Origin of the sequence: Fusibacter ferrireducens (genome assembly GCF_015352425.1) — a bacterium.
Taxonomy (GTDB): domain Bacteria; phylum Bacillota; class Clostridia; order Peptostreptococcales; family Acidaminobacteraceae; genus Fusibacter_A; species Fusibacter_A ferrireducens.
In genome coordinates this window covers 192,607-210,057 of sequence record NZ_JADKNH010000001.1, presented here as the reverse complement: position 1 = coordinate 210,057, position 17,451 = coordinate 192,607, and the positions used below count along the sequence as shown (strand labels likewise).

The following is a 17,451-nucleotide window of genomic DNA, read 5'->3' as shown; positions in this document are numbered from 1 at the left end:
AACATTCATTTTACAAGACCAAAATTTTAAATTAAAATAGCACCATAGTTAGAACCATCACTCATTATATTTCAAGGGAGGTCCACCATGATTTTAAAAATTGCTGTCATAGGAGAATTTAAGTCAAACAATTCAACGCACGTAAAATTAAACTCCGCTTTAGAAGATTTTTCAGTTATCAAAAATTGTAAAATAGAATACAACTGGATTGATACGAATTTACTTGAAGAGAATCCCTCTAAAATGCTCAAGGATTATCACGGGATATGGAGTGCGCCCGGAAGTCCCTTTAACAGCCTAAAAGGTGCTCTGAATGCCATTGAATATGCTAGGAACAATGACGTCCCACATCTTGGAACTTGTGCTGGCTTCCAACATTCAGTCGTGGAAATTGCAAAAGATATGTTAGGCTATGAAGCTGCGCAACACGAGGAATATAATCCCGAATCTTCAGAACTTTTTATCAATAAGCTGGTCTGTTCTCTAGCAGGCAAAACAATGCAAGTGAACATAAAAGAAGGCACAAAAGCTTTTGAATTCTATGGCGCGAGTATGGCAAGCGAAGATTACTATTGCAATTTCGGCATCAATCCAGATTTTCTCCACAAACTCGTACATCCTACTCTAATGTTTTCGGGAATTGACCAAGAAAATGAAATTCGAATATTGGAATTGACCGACAAAAAATTCTTCATGGCGACATTGTTCGTGCCGCAATCCAAATCCACTAGAGAGAATCCACATCCGATCATCGGCGGTTTTATAGATGCAGTCTGCGACAAGGCCTCCGTTTAACAGCAGACCCTAACAATCTCATCTCTCTTTTCACCTGTTCCTTGTTCAACCTCTGGTCCCTAGCTCAAGGATTGACTTTGAGAAGGATTCACTTTGATCTCAAAAGAAAAACACAGGCAATCTCTATTTCAAGCCTGTGTTTTTTTCAATTGAATCTTTTGAGAAAATCATGAGCAACTTTCCCGAGACAAATGAAATCATGGCTATATCGTCAATGATTTCATTACTAATGCCAACTGTCTCACCTAGATTTATAGTAGCTCTATTCAGCGGATATTTAAATCCGATTAAATCAATGCCCGTCGCTTGAGCAGATAAAGGGATAAGTGAAACATACTGATAAGGCACCTTTTCCTTTTCTAAGACATACTGAACAGGGCCTTCAATCAATTTTATACGGTTATGGACATCTAGCATTTCAATTTGCATGATATCGCTAAAGCGATTGAGTAAGAACACCGTTCCCAACATATGATCCATTCGTCCGCCAAAAGCACCTAGAACTATTGCTTCATTACAACCTAGACCTTTTGCAGTTTCAAAGGCGAGTTCTGAATCTGTATAATCTTTTTCAGAGGGATATACGAGCCATGCCGCCTCTTTAAATCTCTGTTTATGAACTTCAATATTCTCAATGGAATCAAAATCTCCCAAAATATGCGTCGGCTCTAGCCCTAGCGCTTCAAGATGATTGGTACCACCATCGACACCCAATACAATCTCAGGGCTCTCATCTTTAAATTGTTCTTCCAATATTATTTTAAGTGCATCATAATCGTTATAAAAACCATTAAGCACTATCAGGGCGACCTTTTTCATTTGATCGCTTCTCTAAAAGCCAAAACAGTATCGTTGATATTGTCCGTATTAAAAATCGCCGAACCGGCCACAATAACATTTGCGCCAGCATCAACCACCGTTTTGACATTATCCAGTTTTATGCCACCATCCACTTGGATGTCGATATCTAACCCTCTGTCATCAATCATGGTTTTCAATCTGAAGATCTTATCTGTGGTAGCTTCAATATAACTCTGTCCACCAAATCCAGGATTGACAGACATGAGCAAAACCATATCTACATAGGATAAAACCTCTTCCAGCACCACCAGAGGCGTTCCTGGATTAAGTGTAACACCAGCTTTTACGCCCAGCGATTTGATATATTGAAGCGTCCGATGAATATGAGGACACGCTTCAATGTGCACATTGATCAAATCAGCACCTGCATCGACAAAATCTTTCACATATTGATCTGGATTTTCAATCATCAAATGTACGTCGACAAATAGATTCGTCTTACCCTTTAATGATCTTAAAATGGGTGCTCCAAAAGATATATTGGGTACAAAATGACCATCCATAACATCCACGTGCAGATATTCTGCACCTGCTGCTTCGACCTCTTTAACATGCTCTAACAATCTTGAAAAATCTGCTGATAGTATTGATGGCGCTAGTTTTACCATTTTTTTTGTCTCCTTTTAAGTTCATTAATTTCATTCAATATATAGAGATAAGCTTCATAACGATCTTTGGAAATATCATGTCTTTCAACAGCCTCTTTAACCGCACATCCCGGCTCATTCAAATGCATGCAATTGTCAAATCGACAAGACTCGCCCTGCATTCTGAATTCTATAAAATATTCTTTCAAATCCTCAGGTGCCACTTCGTGCATCGACAGGGAGGTAAAACCAGGTGTATCTACAACGATCCCCCCATTTTTGAGTTCCATGAGCTCAGAATGTCTCGTGGTATGTTTTCCTCTCTTAATCTTTTCACTGATCTCGCCAGTCTGCAAGGTGAACCCCTCGTGAACCGCATTTAAAAGCGACGACTTACCGACACCTGACGGTCCAGAAAAAACAGTGATCTTATCTTGAAGATATACACTTAACGCATCAATCCCCTCACCTTCAAGGGCACATGTCTTTAAAACCGGATATCCTATGCGATGATAAATAGCTTCATACTTCTCATAATCAAAATCCACATCGAGGTCTGCCTTATTAAAGCAAATGACAATATCAAGACCTGATTGCTCTGCCAAAACAAGCATTTTGTCCAAAAGAATGATGTTAGGCAGTGGATTTTTTATAGAGAAGACAATTATCGCTTGATTGACATTCGCAACAGTGGGACGCAAGAGTTCCGTTTTGCGTTCAAGAATTTCTTCAATCATACCTAATTTTTTATCCTCATCTTGGATACTGATTCGGACATAATCTCCCACCAGCGGCGTAATCTTTTGATTTTTAAACTTACCTCTTGCCTTGCATTCGTAAATAGAATCGTTAAATTTCACATAGTAAAATCCGCCAATCCCCTTAAAGATGATACCGTAGTCCATTTACAACTCCTTTTTTAGAACTCAACGTATTGTGTACTAACCAACTGCCCACTGAAGTAGATATTAATCACTGCAGAACCAGTGCCTTTTATTGTAAACTTCACTTCTTTTTCATCTTTTGCATGTGTCTTTTCATAGACAACTGTAGTGACTTCCCCTTGAACCATCTCAACTTTTATCGCTTCTGGATCATTGATAAAAGTATCCGTCGGAATCACAAATAACCTTGAAGTCAACTCGGCACCTGTAGTAGGGTCTACTTGTGGATCAGTAGAATCAGGTCCTGTACTTATGCTCAAGTTAACAGAAGCGCCTTGTTTTGCCTCCGAACCCACACCTGCATTTGAAATAACAAGCCCTTTTTCAACGTCTTCACTTGAAAGTTCTTCAACTTTCCCCACCTTTAACCCCAAATCTTTAAGGGCTTTTTCAGCTTCTGCAAGCGTATTGCCAGCTAAATTCGGAATGAGTACAGTTGTAATCTTAACCCCTTGGCTTATGACGATTTCAACCGTTTCGCCTTCTTTTACTTTCACACCTGCTTTTGGCGTTTGTTGAATGATCATTCCCGCGGGTAAATCATCGAACTCATATGTGGGTTCTCCAATTGTCAATCCCACATTTTCAATCATTACAGTAGCTTTTTGAAGTGTTTGATGTAATACATTCGGTGTGGTTACGAGCACCGGTCCGTTACTGATCACAAGGTTTATCGTATAGCCTTCTTTAAGTTCTTCACCTTCTGGCAAAGATTGTGAAATAACATGACCTTGTTCAACCGTATTGTCAAAACGTTTTTCTGTTGTATCTGCAATGAGCCCCTTTTCATTTAAAATCCTAATGGCTTCTTCAGAGGGTAATCCTGTGACATATGGCATTAATACGATTTCGGTTTTAAACATGTCTTGAATTTTATTAATGGCAAAAACTGAAAAAACAAGTAGAGAAAGCAGAAGTGCAGCCAAGACAACCAGTGTCGCATTGAGTTTATTGACGGGTGCCTTCTTACCCCCTTTTTTGCGCTTCATATTTTTTTGTTCATCCTCTGACGAGTTCTTAGGCATTTTGCCTTTAGCAGAATGGTTTTGATTTTGCTTCTTCAATTGATGATTCATTATATCTTCCTCTGTTATTTTAGGTAATACCATCGTTTCATCATTCAAATAGATATGTTCTTCAACAACATAGTGTTTGTCATTTCTGACATGCTTTAAATCCTCAATCATCTCACTTACAGATTGATATCTCATGTTTAAATCTTTTTGGGTGGCCTTATGAATAATAGACACTAGACCTTCACTTATTTGATCGTTGACAAGCCTTAGATCCGGCAACTCATCCTTAAGATGCTTAAGTGCCACTGCAACAGGCGTATCCGCCACATAGGGCAATTCCTTCGTTGTAAGTTCATACATCAAGATACCAAGTGAATAAATGTCGCTTCTCTCATCCACATAGCCCCCGCGTGCCTGTTCAGGAGAAGTATAATGCACTGAACCAACAACCTCTTTTGTGTTGACAATAGTGGATTTAGTCGTGGCTCTGGCAATTCCAAAATCCGCCACTTTGATGCTGCCCTGCTCATTTACAAGAATATTTTGAGACTTGATATCTCTGTGAATAATATTATTTTGATGGGCATTATTGAGCGCAGAAGCAATTTGCAACGTAATGTTGATAACAGCTTCTTCCTTCATAAAGCCATTCATTTTATTGAGATAATCTCGAAGCGTGTTCCCTGTTACAAGTTCCATGATAATATAGTGCATGCCCTGATCTAATCCAACATCAAAAATATTAACGATGTTTGGATGAGAAAGACTTGCCGCTGATTGTGATTCTTTTTCAAACTTCATTACAAAATCTTCATCATTACTCAATTCTCTTTTGAGTATTTTAACCGCCACCATGCGATTTAAAATGAGATCCTTCGCTCTATAAACAGTAGCCATACCGCCAGAACCCACAATTTCTATGATCTCATAGCGCTTATCTAAAACAGTTCCAATGATACTCGTCATGAATATCCTCCTTACAATTCTATGCAAACAACAGTCACATTATCCAAGCCACCGTTTTCATTTGCTGATTCAATCAATTTATTAGGAATGACATCCGACTCATTGTTATTAATGATTTCAAATATTTCCTCTTTACTTAACATATTAGTAAGTCCGTCTGTACACAACAATATATACTTATATTCAAAATAAGGTATCTTCGTCTGATAAAAATCAAACTTTTCATCCACACCTAAAGCACTGGTGATGATGTTTTTATCCGGATGATTAGCCGCCTCCACTTCACTTATGCTGCCAATTTTTAAGAGTTCAGCCACAAGGGAGTGGTCTTTCGTAATCTGATGAAGTGTTTCATCATTGACCATATAAAGCCGACTATCGCCTACATTTGCTACATGAAGCATTTCATGATCCAAATATGCAACGACCACAGTGGTCCCCATATTGCTATATTCAGACCTGTTGTCACCATATTTTTTAATCGCCATGTTTGCTTCATTCAAAATGGCTCCAATCTCTTTTTCAAAATCAAAATGACCTTCATGGCACTTTGTTTGAATCGCATTTTTTATGGATTCACATGCAATTTTAGAAGCAACCTCGCCAGCATTGTGCCCTCCCATGCCATCTGCCACAATGTAAAGCTTAATGGTCTCATTTACCAAAACATAATCTTCGTTGTTATCTCTTCTTCTGCCTACATCTGTTTGCGAAAATGTTCTCATCCAACACCTCTTATCCAATTTTAATCATTTTAGCAATAAAAAAACCATCTGTGCCATGTTTGTTCGGAAAAAGCTTAAGCATCTCTGTATCCATAACAAGGTCAATGCCTTTCTCCGTCAACAACATTCTTCTCGCCTTTGAAAGGTGTCCGCCTTGATCTCTATCCAATCTGAATTTTGGATGATGCTCTAAAAACCAGTTTACAACAGCTTCATTCTCTTCTAAATTCAAAGTACAAGTACTATAAATTAAAGTCCCCTGATCCTTAACATATTCTGATGATGTGCTCAAAATGCGCTTTTGAAGATCTGAAAGTCCCGCCAATTCTTCTATGGATTTATTGTATTTAATATCCGGTTTTCGTCTGATGATACCTAATCCAGAACAAGGTGCGTCCACCAGAACCACATCGGCTTTATGCTCAAGTTCTTTATCAAAGAGTGCCGCATCAAACACTTGCGCCTTAACATTTTTTAAGCCCAACCGCTCAACATTTTCCATAATGAGACTGAGTTTATGTTCATGTAAATCTCGAGCATAAACAACACCCGTGTTATTCATAAGTTGTGCCACATGTGTCGCTTTGCCGCCAGGTGCGGCACAGACATCCACAACCGTTTGACCTGCCTTTACATCTGATAGGATGCCGACAAACATCGAACTCTCATCTTGAACTTGAAAAAGGCCTTCTTCAAAACCAGGAAGGGTTTCAAAAGACAACGCGTTTAGAGACTTGATCACAAGGGCATCTTTGATATACAGTGAAGGTTCATAGACGACACCGGCTTCATCAAGACGCTTTTGCAGTGATGACACTGTGATTTTCAAGGGATTAACTCTAATAATCAAATTGGGCCTGTTGTTATTGGCTTTCAACAGGGTCTCTGTGAAATTCTTTCCAAATTGTGCGATCCATCTTTCCACCAGCCATTCAGGATGTGAATAAAGAATACTCAAATGAGTGCTTGGATGTCTTTTAGCATCTGGCAATTCAATTTTATTCTTTTCTCTGATAAAAGTTCTTAATACGCCATTCACATATTTTCCTTGCTCAGGACTTATTTTTTTAGCAAGCTTCACACACTCATCAACAGCCGCTGAGTCTGGCACTTTTGACATAAACTCGATCTGATAAAGGCCCATCCTTAAAATATTAACCACTTCATGATGAATCTTTCCAAATCTCAATTTTGACAATTTTCTAATATAAAAATCTAAGAGCATTTTATTTTCAAGTACACCCAGTACCAAATAGCTGATAAATCTTCTATCCACTGAATCCATGTCATATTGATCGAAATATCGATTCAAGGCAATATGTGAAAAAGATTTTTCCGTATCAATTTGACCTAAAATTCGAAGTGCCATCTTTCTAGCATTTATTTTCATAATTCACCCATTTTCTCTTCCATATAATCTTTTTTATATAATCTTTCTCTCTTATATAATCTTTATAGGAAATTTATATAAAATAAAATCATCCCTAATTATATCAAATCTAATCCTCATTGATAACCAAATTTGAATTTTTATCAAATAAACTTAATATTGAATGTGTGGCATTGTGGTATTGCGCAAACAAGAGCTGATTTATTGACCTTTTTCGGAGACTGGTCCTCGGCAGTACTTGCCTGCGGAGCGCCTTCAGACGTCAATAAATCAGCTCTTGTATCATCTAGTCACAATCAAGGACTCATTTTTAAAAATATGGCATACATCATTTTAAAAGGTAAAACTTCAATTTGTGACATGCGAATCACATATCATACCACATCGATGTGCTTTACAAATAATACTTTCTATCCTAAAGGCTAGTTTCTTCGATTTGCCATGAGTAAGAATCGGATAAGTTGTCCTACTGCAATTGCTGCAGCAGCCACATATGTCATCGCAGCAGCGGTTAAGACTTTTCTCGCATGCTTGTTTTCATCGTCTATTAAAATACCGTACTCATTCATCATTCTGAGCGCTCTTGAACTCGCATTGAATTCAACTGGTAAAGTGATCAGCTGAAAAAGCACCGAAAAACTGAAAAAGATCACACCAATGTTGATAAACATTGGAAGTGAAAGAATAACCCCTGCAATCAGCAACGGCCAAGCCGCTTTTGAGCCCAGTTGAGCCGCAGGTAAAACCGCTGTTCTAAGAGATAATGGTATATAGCCATTTTCATGTTGTAATGCATGACCCGCTTCGTGACAGGCAACACTTACAGACGCCACTGAAGGATTGTCATACACTGGCTCTGATAATCTTATCGTCTTGGATCTTGGATCATAATGATCCGACAAGTAACCACTGACGCGTTCAACACTCACGTCATAGATGCCATTACTTCTCAAAATTTGTTCAGCCGCTTGGGCACCTGTAAGACCTCTTGCATTTCTCACTTTATGATATTTGGTGAATGTATTTTTTACACCCATATTTGCAAATGACGCAAGGATCATTAAAATAAACAGCATAAAATAACCGCTTCCATAATACATATGGATACCTCCTCTAAATTAGTTGAGTGCCAATTTCAACGGAATGCCCTAATAAAAAAGCACCACAGGGCATTCTCTTGGCACTTCCCCACTGTATTTCCAAAATCTCCAGTACAGATGACTCCGCCTTGATCAAAATGCTATTTTTCCGGACACCGATTACAGCACCGTGTGCACTGATCTTATGATAATTCGTAAGCTCCAATGCATCTAAATCCTCCATCGCCAATGCATTTGCTTTATAAACTTTTAAAGTCTTTCCTTGATAAGTCGTATGTGCCACTGGCCAAGGATTGAAGCCTCTTATTAAATTTTTGATACGCTTTGCACTCAAATGCCAATCCATACGTGCAAGTTCTTTATTTAACATCGGCGCATACGTGAAGTGATTGTCATCTTGCTTTTCTGGGACAATGCTGTCATTTTCCAGACCTTCTAAAGTCTTCACCAACAGCTGTGCACCCATAATGGCTAAATGATCGTGAAGTTCACCTGCTGTCATCTCATCATCAATCTGGATTGTCTCCTTAAGAAGCATATCGCCTGTATCTAAGCCAACATCCATCTTCATGGTGGTAACACCCGTCTCTACTTCACCATTTACAATAGCCCAATTAATCGGTGCGGCACCTCTAAGCTTTGGCAAGAGCGATGCGTGAACGTTAATACAACCATACTTAGGAATCTCTAGAATTGCCTTTGAAAGGATTTGTCCATATGCCACCACCACGATACAATCTGGTGCAAGCTCTCTTATCAATTGTGTCCAATCACCCTTTTTGATGCGATCAGGCTGAAATACGCTGATATCATGTGCCTCTGCCACTACTTTAACAGGTGGTTTGGTCATTTGCTTCCCTCTGCCCTTTGGCTTATCAGGTTGTGTAAAGACACCAATAACATCGTGATGCTGAATACACGCTTCAAGCGTGCCCACTGAGAATTCCGGAGTGCCCATAAAAATAATCTTCATCTACAACGCCTCATCTTCTAATACTTCTATTTGCTTGTCAATATACAGAATACCATTTAGATGGTCAATTTCATGACAAAGGACAATTGCAAGAAGTTCTTCACCTTCAACTTCATAAAAATCGCCATGTACATCTTGAAATCTCACCTTTGTATATTCAGGTCTAATCACTTTGCCGCTTTTGCCCGGCACGCTCAAACACCCTTCAAACTTACATTGCTCTCCTCTTGTTTCCACAATCTCTGGGTTAATTAATTCAAAAGGGCCTTCATCATCATATAAATCAATCACCACAACCCGTTTGAGAACGCCAATTTGCGGCGCAGCCAGACCAACCCCCTCAGCATCGTGCATGGTCTCTATCATATCATCCACCAGCTGTTCCAATTTTTTATCAAACTTTGTGACTTGCTTGGATGTCTTCCTAAGAATTGGATCATCTTCTAATCTAATGGTGCGTATTGCCATTGTTCGCCTCCTATAAAATGTTTCTCGCATCTAGATCAATTTGCAGGCTACATGCGTCAATTTTAATAAATTCATCTTCTAATATTTTAAAATATCTCATAATCATATTCAATAACTCAGGTGGACATTTGATGAGAATTTGCCATCTGTACTGTCCGTCTATCTTCTTTAATAATGCAGGAGAAGTCGGGTATAATTCTAGCTTATTTTGTAAATCTTTTTTTAAAAAATTCTTATATAGAAAAGTATGTGCCTTCTGCGCATATGACATGGCCGTATTTTCAGACTTCGATATGACCAAAAGATTGATCAACTTAAAATAGGGTGGGTACTTCCGCATCTCCCTATAGTTCATTTCAACCTTAAAAAAAGTTTCGTAGTCTGCAATGTTGATTGCATAATGATCTGGGGTGTAAGTTTGTAAAATAACTTCACTTGCCTTCTCGCCACGTCCACCTCTACCAGCCACTTGGTTTACCAGTTGATAAGTTCGTTCAGAGGCCTGATAGCTCGGAAAATTGAACATCAGATCAGCAGATAATATGCCCACGAGTGTTACATTCTTAAAGTCAAAACCCTTTGTCACCATTTGTGTTCCAATGAGTATGTCCGTTTTGTCCGTTTCAATATCTGCAATCATAGCTTCAAGGCTACCTTTTTTTGACGTTGTCGTGCGATCCATCCTGGCAATAGTCGCATTTTTAAAATATTTTCTCAAGGATTCTTCTACTTTTTCAGTGCCTACACCAAAGAATTTAAAATATTGACTTTCACATTCGGGACACTTTTTAGGCACATAGGATTCATAGCCACAATAATTACATTTAACCGTTTTTTCTGTTTTGAAGTAAGTCAAAGTAACATCACAATTCGGACATGCCATCGCATAGCCGCAACGCCTACAGGAAACAAATGTAGAATGCCCCTTTCGGTTGAGAAATATAATACTTTGTTCGCCCTTTTCAAGCCTTGACTCTATGGCGGCGAACAGACGTCTACTTAAAATAGACATATTGCCCTCTTCTAGTTCGCGTCTCATATCAACGATTTCCATAGCAGGGAGGGATTGATTGTTAAACCTTTTCTTAAGACTTAGCAGATCACGCTTACCACGCTTCGCATCATAGTACGAAGTCAAGGACGGTGTCGCCGATCCTGCAACGAGAATCCCACCAAGGAGCTTCATTCTCAGTTTCGCAATATCGTAAGTTTCATAACGCGGGCGCTTTTCTGAACGATAAGAATTTTCATGCTCTTCGTCAATAATAATGAGCCCTATATCATCAGAAGGGGTAAAAACGGCAGAACGTGCCCCAATGATCACATCGTAGTCGCCTTGACGAATGCCCTTCCATTGATCATGTTTTTCACCATTCGAAATCTTGGAATGCAGAAGCGCAATACGCTTGTCACCAAAACGACTCACGAACCGCGACACAATTTGTGGCGTCAATGAAATTTCTGGCACTAAAAGCACCGTCTTTTTACCTTTTGAAATCATGTATTCAATGAGTTCAGCATAAACTTCCGTTTTACCACTGCCTGTAATCCCATGAATTAGAAAATCATTTTGATCACCAGATTCGAAACGCGCGATAATTTCATCATACACCTCTCGTTGTTCAGAGTTTAATTCAATATTTTTTTTACTTTCAAGTGAGGCCATAAATAAAGGCATACGCCGATCTTCTTTGAACTCTATCTCTATCAAGTCCTCTTCGATAAATTTATCAATAACCGTTCGACTAATGCTATAGTCCTTAACCAATTTGATCTTTTCAATGATCGGGTTTTCAATAAGCACTTCACAGAGTTTGATTCTTGCTGTGTAACGTTTAGGAATTGACATGAGATATGCCTCTAAATCGCCCACTACATGTACCACTTCCACATAGCGATCCTTAACGACATCCTTATAGTCATAATGTAGATCAAGCCATTTTTTAGCTGTGAGTTTGCTTAAAATCTGTGTTTTGATCTTCTCGGAGAACGACGTTTCAATCTGACTCAATTCCAACATGTCAAAAGACATGATCTGGCTGACGATTTCACGCTCTCTTTCGTTGAGTTCAGCTTGATGAAGCATGCCTTTTTCAGTGATGCTGTACTTTTTAAGTTGCGTCGTCATTGTACCAGAAGGTAAAAAGAGCTGTATTGCCTCTGTATAGGTGCACATGTATTGAGCTCTCATATAATCCACAACTTCTAAATCTCTATCACTTAAATAAACTTGGTCATCAAAAACATGGCGCACTTTTTTTATAGCGAATTCAGACGGGGCTTCAAGGTCCGTTTTACATTCAATGATGACCCCTTCTACTTGACCTGAAGTGCCAAAAGGCACTAAGACGCGTCTTCCAGGTCTGGCTATCCATCCAAATTTTCGGGGTATCTCATAAGTAAAAAGTTGATCCAAATTTTGTACATTTCTTAAAATTGCAATATTTGCAAACATGTTCGCCTCATATCATTTTTTAGAGTATCGACCGCCCGTTCCACATAAACCCTCTGCCAACATTAGACATCATACATTTGCCGTGAACGACATCATAATTTAAAGGACGGCCCACTTTTAACACTTGCTTTAGACACGCTTACTTTCATTTATTACTAATATTACTTAAACGGAAAGTTTTTGAACGACTCTATCCAATACAATTTTCGCCACCTGTTCTTTTTCCAAGCAGTCATAAGCCGTTTCAGTGCCGTTTCTATCGTAAATCGTAACAATATTGGTATCGCCATCAAATCCTGCACCTTTTTCAGCAACATTGTTGGCCACAATAAAATCCAGATTTTTTTCATTTAATTTGCCCAGTGCATACGCTTTTAAATTTTGAGTTTCAGCCGCAAAGCCCACCAGTAGTTGATTGGTTTTTATTTCACCAAGTGTTTTTAAAATATCTGGGTTTTTCACCATCTCAATTTGCATGGAACTGTCTTTTTTCTTAATTTTCTCTAGGCTCATCTGAGCGGGTCTATAATCTGCTGGCGCAGCCGCCTTAATAATGACATCCACCTCTTTATTGTCCATAACCGCGTCAAACATCTCCTGTGTGGAAACTACAGGAATTAGACGTACGCCTTCTGGCGCCTTTATAGAAGTTGGTCCACTCACCAGCGTTACATCTGCGCCCATTTCAAGCGCAACCTTTGCAATGGCATAACCCATTTTGCCACTGGATTCATTGCTGATGTACCTTACAGGATCAATGGATTCACGTGTGGGGCCTGCCGTGATCAATAGACGTTTGCCCGCCAAAGCTTTAGGCGCTAAATTTAAAGCTTCCTTTTCAAAATACGCTATGACTTCATTCACGATACGCTCTGGCTCAGCAAGTTTACCAGCTCCAACATCCCCACAAGCCAATCGCCCTGAACCTGGATCAATAATGTGATAGCCATAGGATTTGAGTGTTGCCAAATTATTTTGTAAGATTGGATTCTCATACATTTTTGTATTCATTGCCACCGCCAAGTAAACGGGCGCTTCTGTGGCCATAACCGTTGTCGTCAACATATCATCTGCAATGCCGTGGGCGATTTTGCCGATCACGTTGGCAGATGCAGGTGCAATTAAAAAAAGATCCGCCCTTTTAGCCAGTGCAATATGCTCCACGTCCCAAGTCTTAGGGTCTTCAAACATATCCGTCACCACATAATTTTGTGATAAAGATTGAAATGTTAATGCACTGATAAATTGTGTACTATTTTGAGTCATAATCACATAGACGTCTGCACCTTGCTTCTTTAGGCGACTCACCACATCGGCAGATTTATACGCTGCAATCCCACCAGTTACGCCCAATACGATTGTTTTACCTTGAAGTTTCATAAAAATGCCTCCTTAATCCCTTTTTCTCTATAGTTCCAAAATGCTATTAAAATACACCCTATGAAAACATAGGATGCACTTAATTGGCTTTCATATAAACTTAGAATAATCTAATTTCTTCTGATGCATACTCTGTAACAACATGTAAACCTTCAACTTTATCAGTCATGATTTCATTAATTGCAATTGAAAGTGGTTTTTCAGCATCAAAATCATAAACATCATCTTCACCGTCAATAATTGTTCTTGCTCTTCTAGACGCGATAATGCATAGTGCATACCTGTTCCCTGTTTTTTCGATTAAGTCATCAATTGATGGATTAAGCATTTTCTGTTTCCTCCTTAAATTTACAAACAATTTGTTCTATATCAGCAGCAACCCTACACTTTTCAGCTAAAATAATAGATTGCAGAATATCTGTTGCATGATCGACTTTATCATTCACAATAAAGTAATCGTAGTTTTTAATATATTCGATTTCACTGTAAGCACTCGAAAGTCTTTTTTCAAGAGATTCAGGCGTTTCACTACCCCGGCCTACAATGCGGCTTTTAAGTTCCTTCATAGACGGTGGCAAAATAAAGACAAAAATGCCTTCAGGATACTTCTTTTTGACTTGGAGTGCCCCTTGAATATCAATTTCGAGTAAGACATTGTCACCGTTTACAATATGGTCAATTACAAACTTCTTCGGCGTGCCATAGTAATTGTCATAAACCTTTGCATGCTCCAAAAAACCATCTGAAACAATCATAGCCTCAAATTGATCTTTGCTCAGATAATGATAGCTAATGCCTTCAACTTCTCCATTTCTCGGCGCTCTTGTGGTTGCAGAAACGGAAACCATTATGCTTTCATCTCTTGAAATTAATTCTTTACAAATCGTGCCCTTTCCTGCACCAGATGGCCCAGATACAACGATTAATAAGCCCTTTTGGTTCATAAACGCTCCCTTACTCAATATTTTGAATTTGCTCTCTAATTTGTTCAATCTCGCTTTTTAGATCGATCACAAGATTTGAGATATCTATATCAGGCGACTTTGAGCCAATGGTGTTGACCTCTCTGTTAAGCTCTTGAATTAAGAAATCTAACTTTCGACCAATTGGTTCAGAAGATTCCAATATGGTATTAATTTGAGCAAGATGAGAATAAATTCTCACGATTTCCTCATTGATGTTGGTTTTATCTGCATAAATAGCAAGTTCATTTGCCAGCCTTGCTTCGTCTATTTCTGCGTTGAGTTCTTTTAAAAGCTCTGCAATGCGATCTCTCATTTTAACACGGTAGGCCTCTAAAATCTGTGGCGTCATGACCTCTATTTTACTCAAAATAGAACGAATATGCTCTGTTTTTTCATGGATGTCTTCTTTGAGTTTTTGTCCTTCTTGTCTTCTCATCTCTAAGATGTTTTCAATTGCAGTGTTGAGTGCAGGCTCAATTGCCGCCCAATACTCCTCTTCCCCTCTTTCAAGATAAGAGACATCAATGCCCTCTTGAATCCGAGTCAACATGCTCAAAGTCACATCATCTTTGATTTCATATCTAGATTTTATTTCTCTGTAGACGTTGACATATTTATCTAAAATATCAAAATTTGCAAGCACTTCATAATTGTCATAGGATTTCTCATCCAAGTTGATATAGACATCAATACGTCCTCTTGACAGTTGCCCCTTGATGGTATTCTTAATTCGATCTTCAAATACATTCAATTTTTTAGGCATCTTAACGATAATATCACAATATCTATTGTTAACGGATTTAATTTCCAGTGTTATATCAAACGCATCATTTGAAAATTCGCCGCGACCAAAGCCTGTCATACTGTAAATCATTGCTACCTCCATATACTCATACATCATTAGATTATAACACAGATTAACCCTTTATGACAACTTTATCCCCGTGTTAAATACCCTATTAATAATATATCATATCTAGCCTAGAAAGAGGTCATAAACAATCAAAACTTTATCTTTTTTATGAGAAGTGATATACTTTTTCTAAATAATCATTCATTACTAGGAGGCATCTATGGCATTTGACGGTATTTTCGTAAGCCAGCTCATTCAAGAACTTACACCTATTTTAATCGGTGCGCGAATAGATAAAATTCATCAACCTGAAAAAGATGAACTCTCATTAACTACACGTGGGAAAAATCAAAATTACACCCTTTTTATTTCCGTAGAAAGTGCTCTGCCCTATTTTGCATTGACATCTCAGAAAAAAGAAAATCCCAAAACAGCACCTATGTTTTGTATGCTCATGCGAAAACATATTGCTGGCGGCAGAATTTTCAACATTTCACAACATGGAAACGAACGCGTTATCATTATTGAAATTGAGGCAAAAAATGAACTCGGAGAACTTGAAAAGAAAAAATTGATTATTGAAATTATGGGCAAGCACTCCAATCTTATTTTGACTAAGGAAGACTTTACCATCATCGATAGCATCAAGCGCATCACGCCAGACATGAGCAGAGTGCGCTTAATCTTACCAGGATTAAAGTATGATTTTTTAGAATCCAATAAAATATTGCTCAAAGAGGTTGAAAATTCATTTAAAGCTGAAATGAATGCCAGAATGAATATTTCTCCTAGGATGAAGGTCTTTAAAAGCCTTTATGATATCATTGAAGGCTTCAGCCCCTTGCCCTCTAAAATCGTTTTGAATGCAATTGACATGGACTTTGATCGTCCGATTGGTCAACTCAATTCACATGATATAGATCAAATCTTAGATGGCCTGATTTCATTTAGAAATCATCTGGGCTCTGAAGGTTTTGTCTATTATGATGCCTTTGATATTCCAAAGGAACTCTACTTCGTAGGGACACTCTTGGGATATGATCACGTCGTAAAAACAAATACATTGAATGAAGCAGTTGATCTCTACTACAGCACCCAAAACAAACAACTCAAAAATCATCAACGTGCGCATGATCTGAAAAAAAGAGTTCAACAGCGACTGGATCGATCGGAAGCCAAGCTCCGAAAACTTAAAATTGAACTTGAAACAGCTGAGAACTCTGAAATTTATAAAGTTTATGGTGAACTCATCCTAGCGCATATTTACAAGCTCAGTAAAGGTATGAACGTAGCAACCCTTGAAAATTATTACACTGAAACGAATGAGATCATCGATATCCCTCTGGATATAAGATTGGATCCCTCTGAAAATGCTCAAAAATACTTTAAAAAGTATAATAAATTAAAAACGGCTCGCCTAGAATTAAAAACACAAATTGAAGAAACCGATGATGAAGTGGCCTATTTAGATCAGGTGCTTACGCTTTTAAACAACATTGACGAACCCTCTGAAATTGACAGCATCAAGCAAGAACTTGCCGAAGAAGGCTTTATTAAAATCAAAAGGACAAAACAGAGAAGTAAGTCCCCTAAAGAGGTTTTTAAATACTTCCTCTCCAGTGATGGTTTTGAAATCATAGTCGGTAAAAATAATAAGCAAAATGATCAGCTCACCACCAAAGTCGCCTCAAACAAGGATGTGTGGCTTCATACCAAAACGATTCCTGGTTCCCATGTAATCATTCGCACCGAAGGGCGAGACGTACCTGAAACGACGTTGACCGAAGCTGCAATCATCGCTGCTTATCACTCAAAAGCACGTGATTCATCCAATGTTCCAGTGGATTATACGTTTATTAAAAACGTCTCAAAACCCAATGGTGCAAAACCTGGAATGGTGATTTATGTCCAAAATAAAACGCTTTATGTCACACCAGATGTGGCACTTGTCCAACAGCTTCAAAAATAGATAT

The 17,451-nt window shown here is 38.5% G+C and carries 16 protein-coding genes; 2 read left to right on the top strand and 14 right to left on the bottom strand.

Going from position 1 to position 17,451, the window contains the following annotated elements; genetic code table 11:
- Positions 1 to 87 precede the first annotated feature (87 nt).
- Positions 88 to 795 (top strand): CTP synthase C-terminal region-related (seleno)protein, encoded by a 708-nt coding sequence (locus tag ISU02_RS01045; RefSeq protein ID WP_194699925.1) that lies wholly within the window; start codon positions 88 to 90, stop codon positions 793 to 795.
- Positions 796 to 918: 123 nt separating this feature from the next.
- Here the strand turns inward: ISU02_RS01045 and ISU02_RS01040 are convergent, their stop codons facing one another.
- The 14 genes from ISU02_RS01040 to ISU02_RS00975 form a co-directional block, all read right to left on the bottom strand.
- Complete coding sequence (locus tag ISU02_RS01040; protein ID WP_194699924.1) at positions 919 to 1,614, bottom strand: thiamine diphosphokinase; 696 nt, start codon at positions 1,612 to 1,614, stop codon at positions 919 to 921.
- Positions 1,611 to 2,264 carry a ribulose-phosphate 3-epimerase gene (gene rpe / locus ISU02_RS01035; protein ID WP_194699923.1) on the bottom strand — a complete coding sequence of 218 codons (654 nt, stop codon included), beginning with the start codon at positions 2,262 to 2,264 and terminating at the stop codon, positions 1,611 to 1,613. Before rpe ends, ISU02_RS01040 begins: the two co-directional genes overlap by 4 nt.
- Positions 2,258 to 3,148, bottom strand: coding sequence for a ribosome small subunit-dependent GTPase A (rsgA, locus tag ISU02_RS01030; protein WP_194699922.1), 891 nt, complete (start codon positions 3,146 to 3,148; stop codon positions 2,258 to 2,260). The genes rpe and rsgA overlap by 7 nt, the downstream gene beginning before the upstream one ends.
- Positions 3,149 to 3,162: 14 nt before the next feature.
- Positions 3,163 to 5,169, bottom strand: a complete 2,007-nt coding sequence (gene pknB / locus ISU02_RS01025; RefSeq protein WP_194699921.1) for a Stk1 family PASTA domain-containing Ser/Thr kinase — start codon at positions 5,167 to 5,169, stop codon at positions 3,163 to 3,165.
- Between the two features lie 11 nt (positions 5,170 to 5,180).
- Complete coding sequence (locus ISU02_RS01020; protein ID WP_194699920.1) at positions 5,181 to 5,894, bottom strand: Stp1/IreP family PP2C-type Ser/Thr phosphatase; 714 nt, start codon at positions 5,892 to 5,894, stop codon at positions 5,181 to 5,183.
- A gap of 10 nt (positions 5,895 to 5,904) precedes the next feature.
- Positions 5,905 to 7,284, bottom strand: a complete 1,380-nt coding sequence (gene rsmB, locus ISU02_RS01015) for a 16S rRNA (cytosine(967)-C(5))-methyltransferase RsmB (RefSeq protein WP_194699919.1) — start codon at positions 7,282 to 7,284, stop codon at positions 5,905 to 5,907.
- Between the two features lie 422 nt (positions 7,285 to 7,706).
- Positions 7,707 to 8,384 (bottom strand): zinc metallopeptidase, encoded by a 678-nt coding sequence (locus ISU02_RS01010; RefSeq protein WP_194699918.1) that lies wholly within the window; start codon positions 8,382 to 8,384, stop codon positions 7,707 to 7,709.
- A 13-nt stretch (positions 8,385 to 8,397) separates the two neighbouring features.
- Positions 8,398 to 9,357, bottom strand: coding sequence for a methionyl-tRNA formyltransferase (gene fmt, locus ISU02_RS01005; RefSeq protein ID WP_194699917.1), 960 nt, complete (start codon positions 9,355 to 9,357; stop codon positions 8,398 to 8,400).
- Positions 9,358 to 9,825 carry a peptide deformylase gene (gene def, locus ISU02_RS01000; protein WP_194699916.1) on the bottom strand — a complete coding sequence of 156 codons (468 nt, stop codon included), beginning with the start codon at positions 9,823 to 9,825 and terminating at the stop codon, positions 9,358 to 9,360.
- A 10-nt stretch (positions 9,826 to 9,835) separates the two neighbouring features.
- On the bottom strand, positions 9,836 to 12,280 hold the full coding sequence (priA, locus tag ISU02_RS00995; RefSeq protein ID WP_194699915.1) for a primosomal protein N': 2,445 nt from the start codon (positions 12,278 to 12,280) through the stop codon (positions 9,836 to 9,838).
- 165 nt (positions 12,281 to 12,445) lie between these two features.
- Positions 12,446 to 13,660 (bottom strand): bifunctional phosphopantothenoylcysteine decarboxylase/phosphopantothenate--cysteine ligase CoaBC, encoded by a 1,215-nt coding sequence (coaBC, locus tag ISU02_RS00990; protein ID WP_194699914.1) that lies wholly within the window; start codon positions 13,658 to 13,660, stop codon positions 12,446 to 12,448.
- A 100-nt stretch (positions 13,661 to 13,760) separates the two neighbouring features.
- Positions 13,761 to 13,988, bottom strand: a complete 228-nt coding sequence (gene rpoZ, locus ISU02_RS00985; protein WP_069875528.1) for a DNA-directed RNA polymerase subunit omega — start codon at positions 13,986 to 13,988, stop codon at positions 13,761 to 13,763.
- Positions 13,981 to 14,604, bottom strand: a complete 624-nt coding sequence (gmk, locus tag ISU02_RS00980) for a guanylate kinase (protein WP_194699913.1) — start codon at positions 14,602 to 14,604, stop codon at positions 13,981 to 13,983. Before gmk ends, rpoZ begins: the two co-directional genes overlap by 8 nt.
- A gap of 10 nt (positions 14,605 to 14,614) precedes the next feature.
- Positions 14,615 to 15,499 (bottom strand): YicC/YloC family endoribonuclease, encoded by an 885-nt coding sequence (locus ISU02_RS00975; protein WP_194699912.1) that lies wholly within the window; start codon positions 15,497 to 15,499, stop codon positions 14,615 to 14,617.
- Positions 15,500 to 15,698: 199 nt separating this feature from the next.
- On the opposite strand from ISU02_RS00975, the gene ISU02_RS00970 reads away from it, so the two are divergent.
- Positions 15,699 to 17,447: an Rqc2 family fibronectin-binding protein gene (locus ISU02_RS00970; RefSeq protein WP_194699911.1), complete on the top strand. Its 1,749-nt coding sequence runs from the start codon at positions 15,699 to 15,701 to the stop codon at positions 17,445 to 17,447.
- The last annotated feature ends 4 nt before the right edge of the window (positions 17,448 to 17,451 follow it).

Excerpts from the sequence above, each read along its gene's own strand:
- ISU02_RS01045 (WP_194699925.1), top strand. The coding sequence starts at position 88 with ATGATTTTAAAAATTGCTGTCATAGGAGAATTTAAGTCAAACAATTCA.
- ISU02_RS01040 (WP_194699924.1), bottom strand. The coding sequence starts at position 1,614 with ATGAAAAAGGTCGCCCTGATAGTGCTTAATGGTTTTTATAACGATTAT.
- rpe (WP_194699923.1), bottom strand. The coding sequence starts at position 2,264 with ATGGTAAAACTAGCGCCATCAATACTATCAGCAGATTTTTCAAGATTG.
- rsgA (WP_194699922.1), bottom strand. The coding sequence starts at position 3,148 with ATGGACTACGGTATCATCTTTAAGGGGATTGGCGGATTTTACTATGTG.
- pknB (WP_194699921.1), bottom strand. The coding sequence starts at position 5,169 with ATGACGAGTATCATTGGAACTGTTTTAGATAAGCGCTATGAGATCATA.
- ISU02_RS01020 (WP_194699920.1), bottom strand. The coding sequence starts at position 5,894 with ATGAGAACATTTTCGCAAACAGATGTAGGCAGAAGAAGAGATAACAAC.
- rsmB (WP_194699919.1), bottom strand. The coding sequence starts at position 7,284 with ATGAAAATAAATGCTAGAAAGATGGCACTTCGAATTTTAGGTCAAATT.
- ISU02_RS01010 (WP_194699918.1), bottom strand. The coding sequence starts at position 8,384 with ATGTATTATGGAAGCGGTTATTTTATGCTGTTTATTTTAATGATCCTT.
- fmt (WP_194699917.1), bottom strand. The coding sequence starts at position 9,357 with ATGAAGATTATTTTTATGGGCACTCCGGAATTCTCAGTGGGCACGCTT.
- def (WP_194699916.1), bottom strand. The coding sequence starts at position 9,825 with ATGGCAATACGCACCATTAGATTAGAAGATGATCCAATTCTTAGGAAG.
- priA (WP_194699915.1), bottom strand. The coding sequence starts at position 12,280 with ATGTTTGCAAATATTGCAATTTTAAGAAATGTACAAAATTTGGATCAA.
- coaBC (WP_194699914.1), bottom strand. The coding sequence starts at position 13,660 with ATGAAACTTCAAGGTAAAACAATCGTATTGGGCGTAACTGGTGGGATT.
- rpoZ (WP_069875528.1), bottom strand. The coding sequence starts at position 13,988 with ATGCTTAATCCATCAATTGATGACTTAATCGAAAAAACAGGGAACAGG.
- gmk (WP_194699913.1), bottom strand. The coding sequence starts at position 14,604 with ATGAACCAAAAGGGCTTATTAATCGTTGTATCTGGGCCATCTGGTGCA.
- ISU02_RS00975 (WP_194699912.1), bottom strand. The coding sequence starts at position 15,499 with ATGATTTACAGTATGACAGGCTTTGGTCGCGGCGAATTTTCAAATGAT.
- ISU02_RS00970 (WP_194699911.1), top strand. The coding sequence starts at position 15,699 with ATGGCATTTGACGGTATTTTCGTAAGCCAGCTCATTCAAGAACTTACA.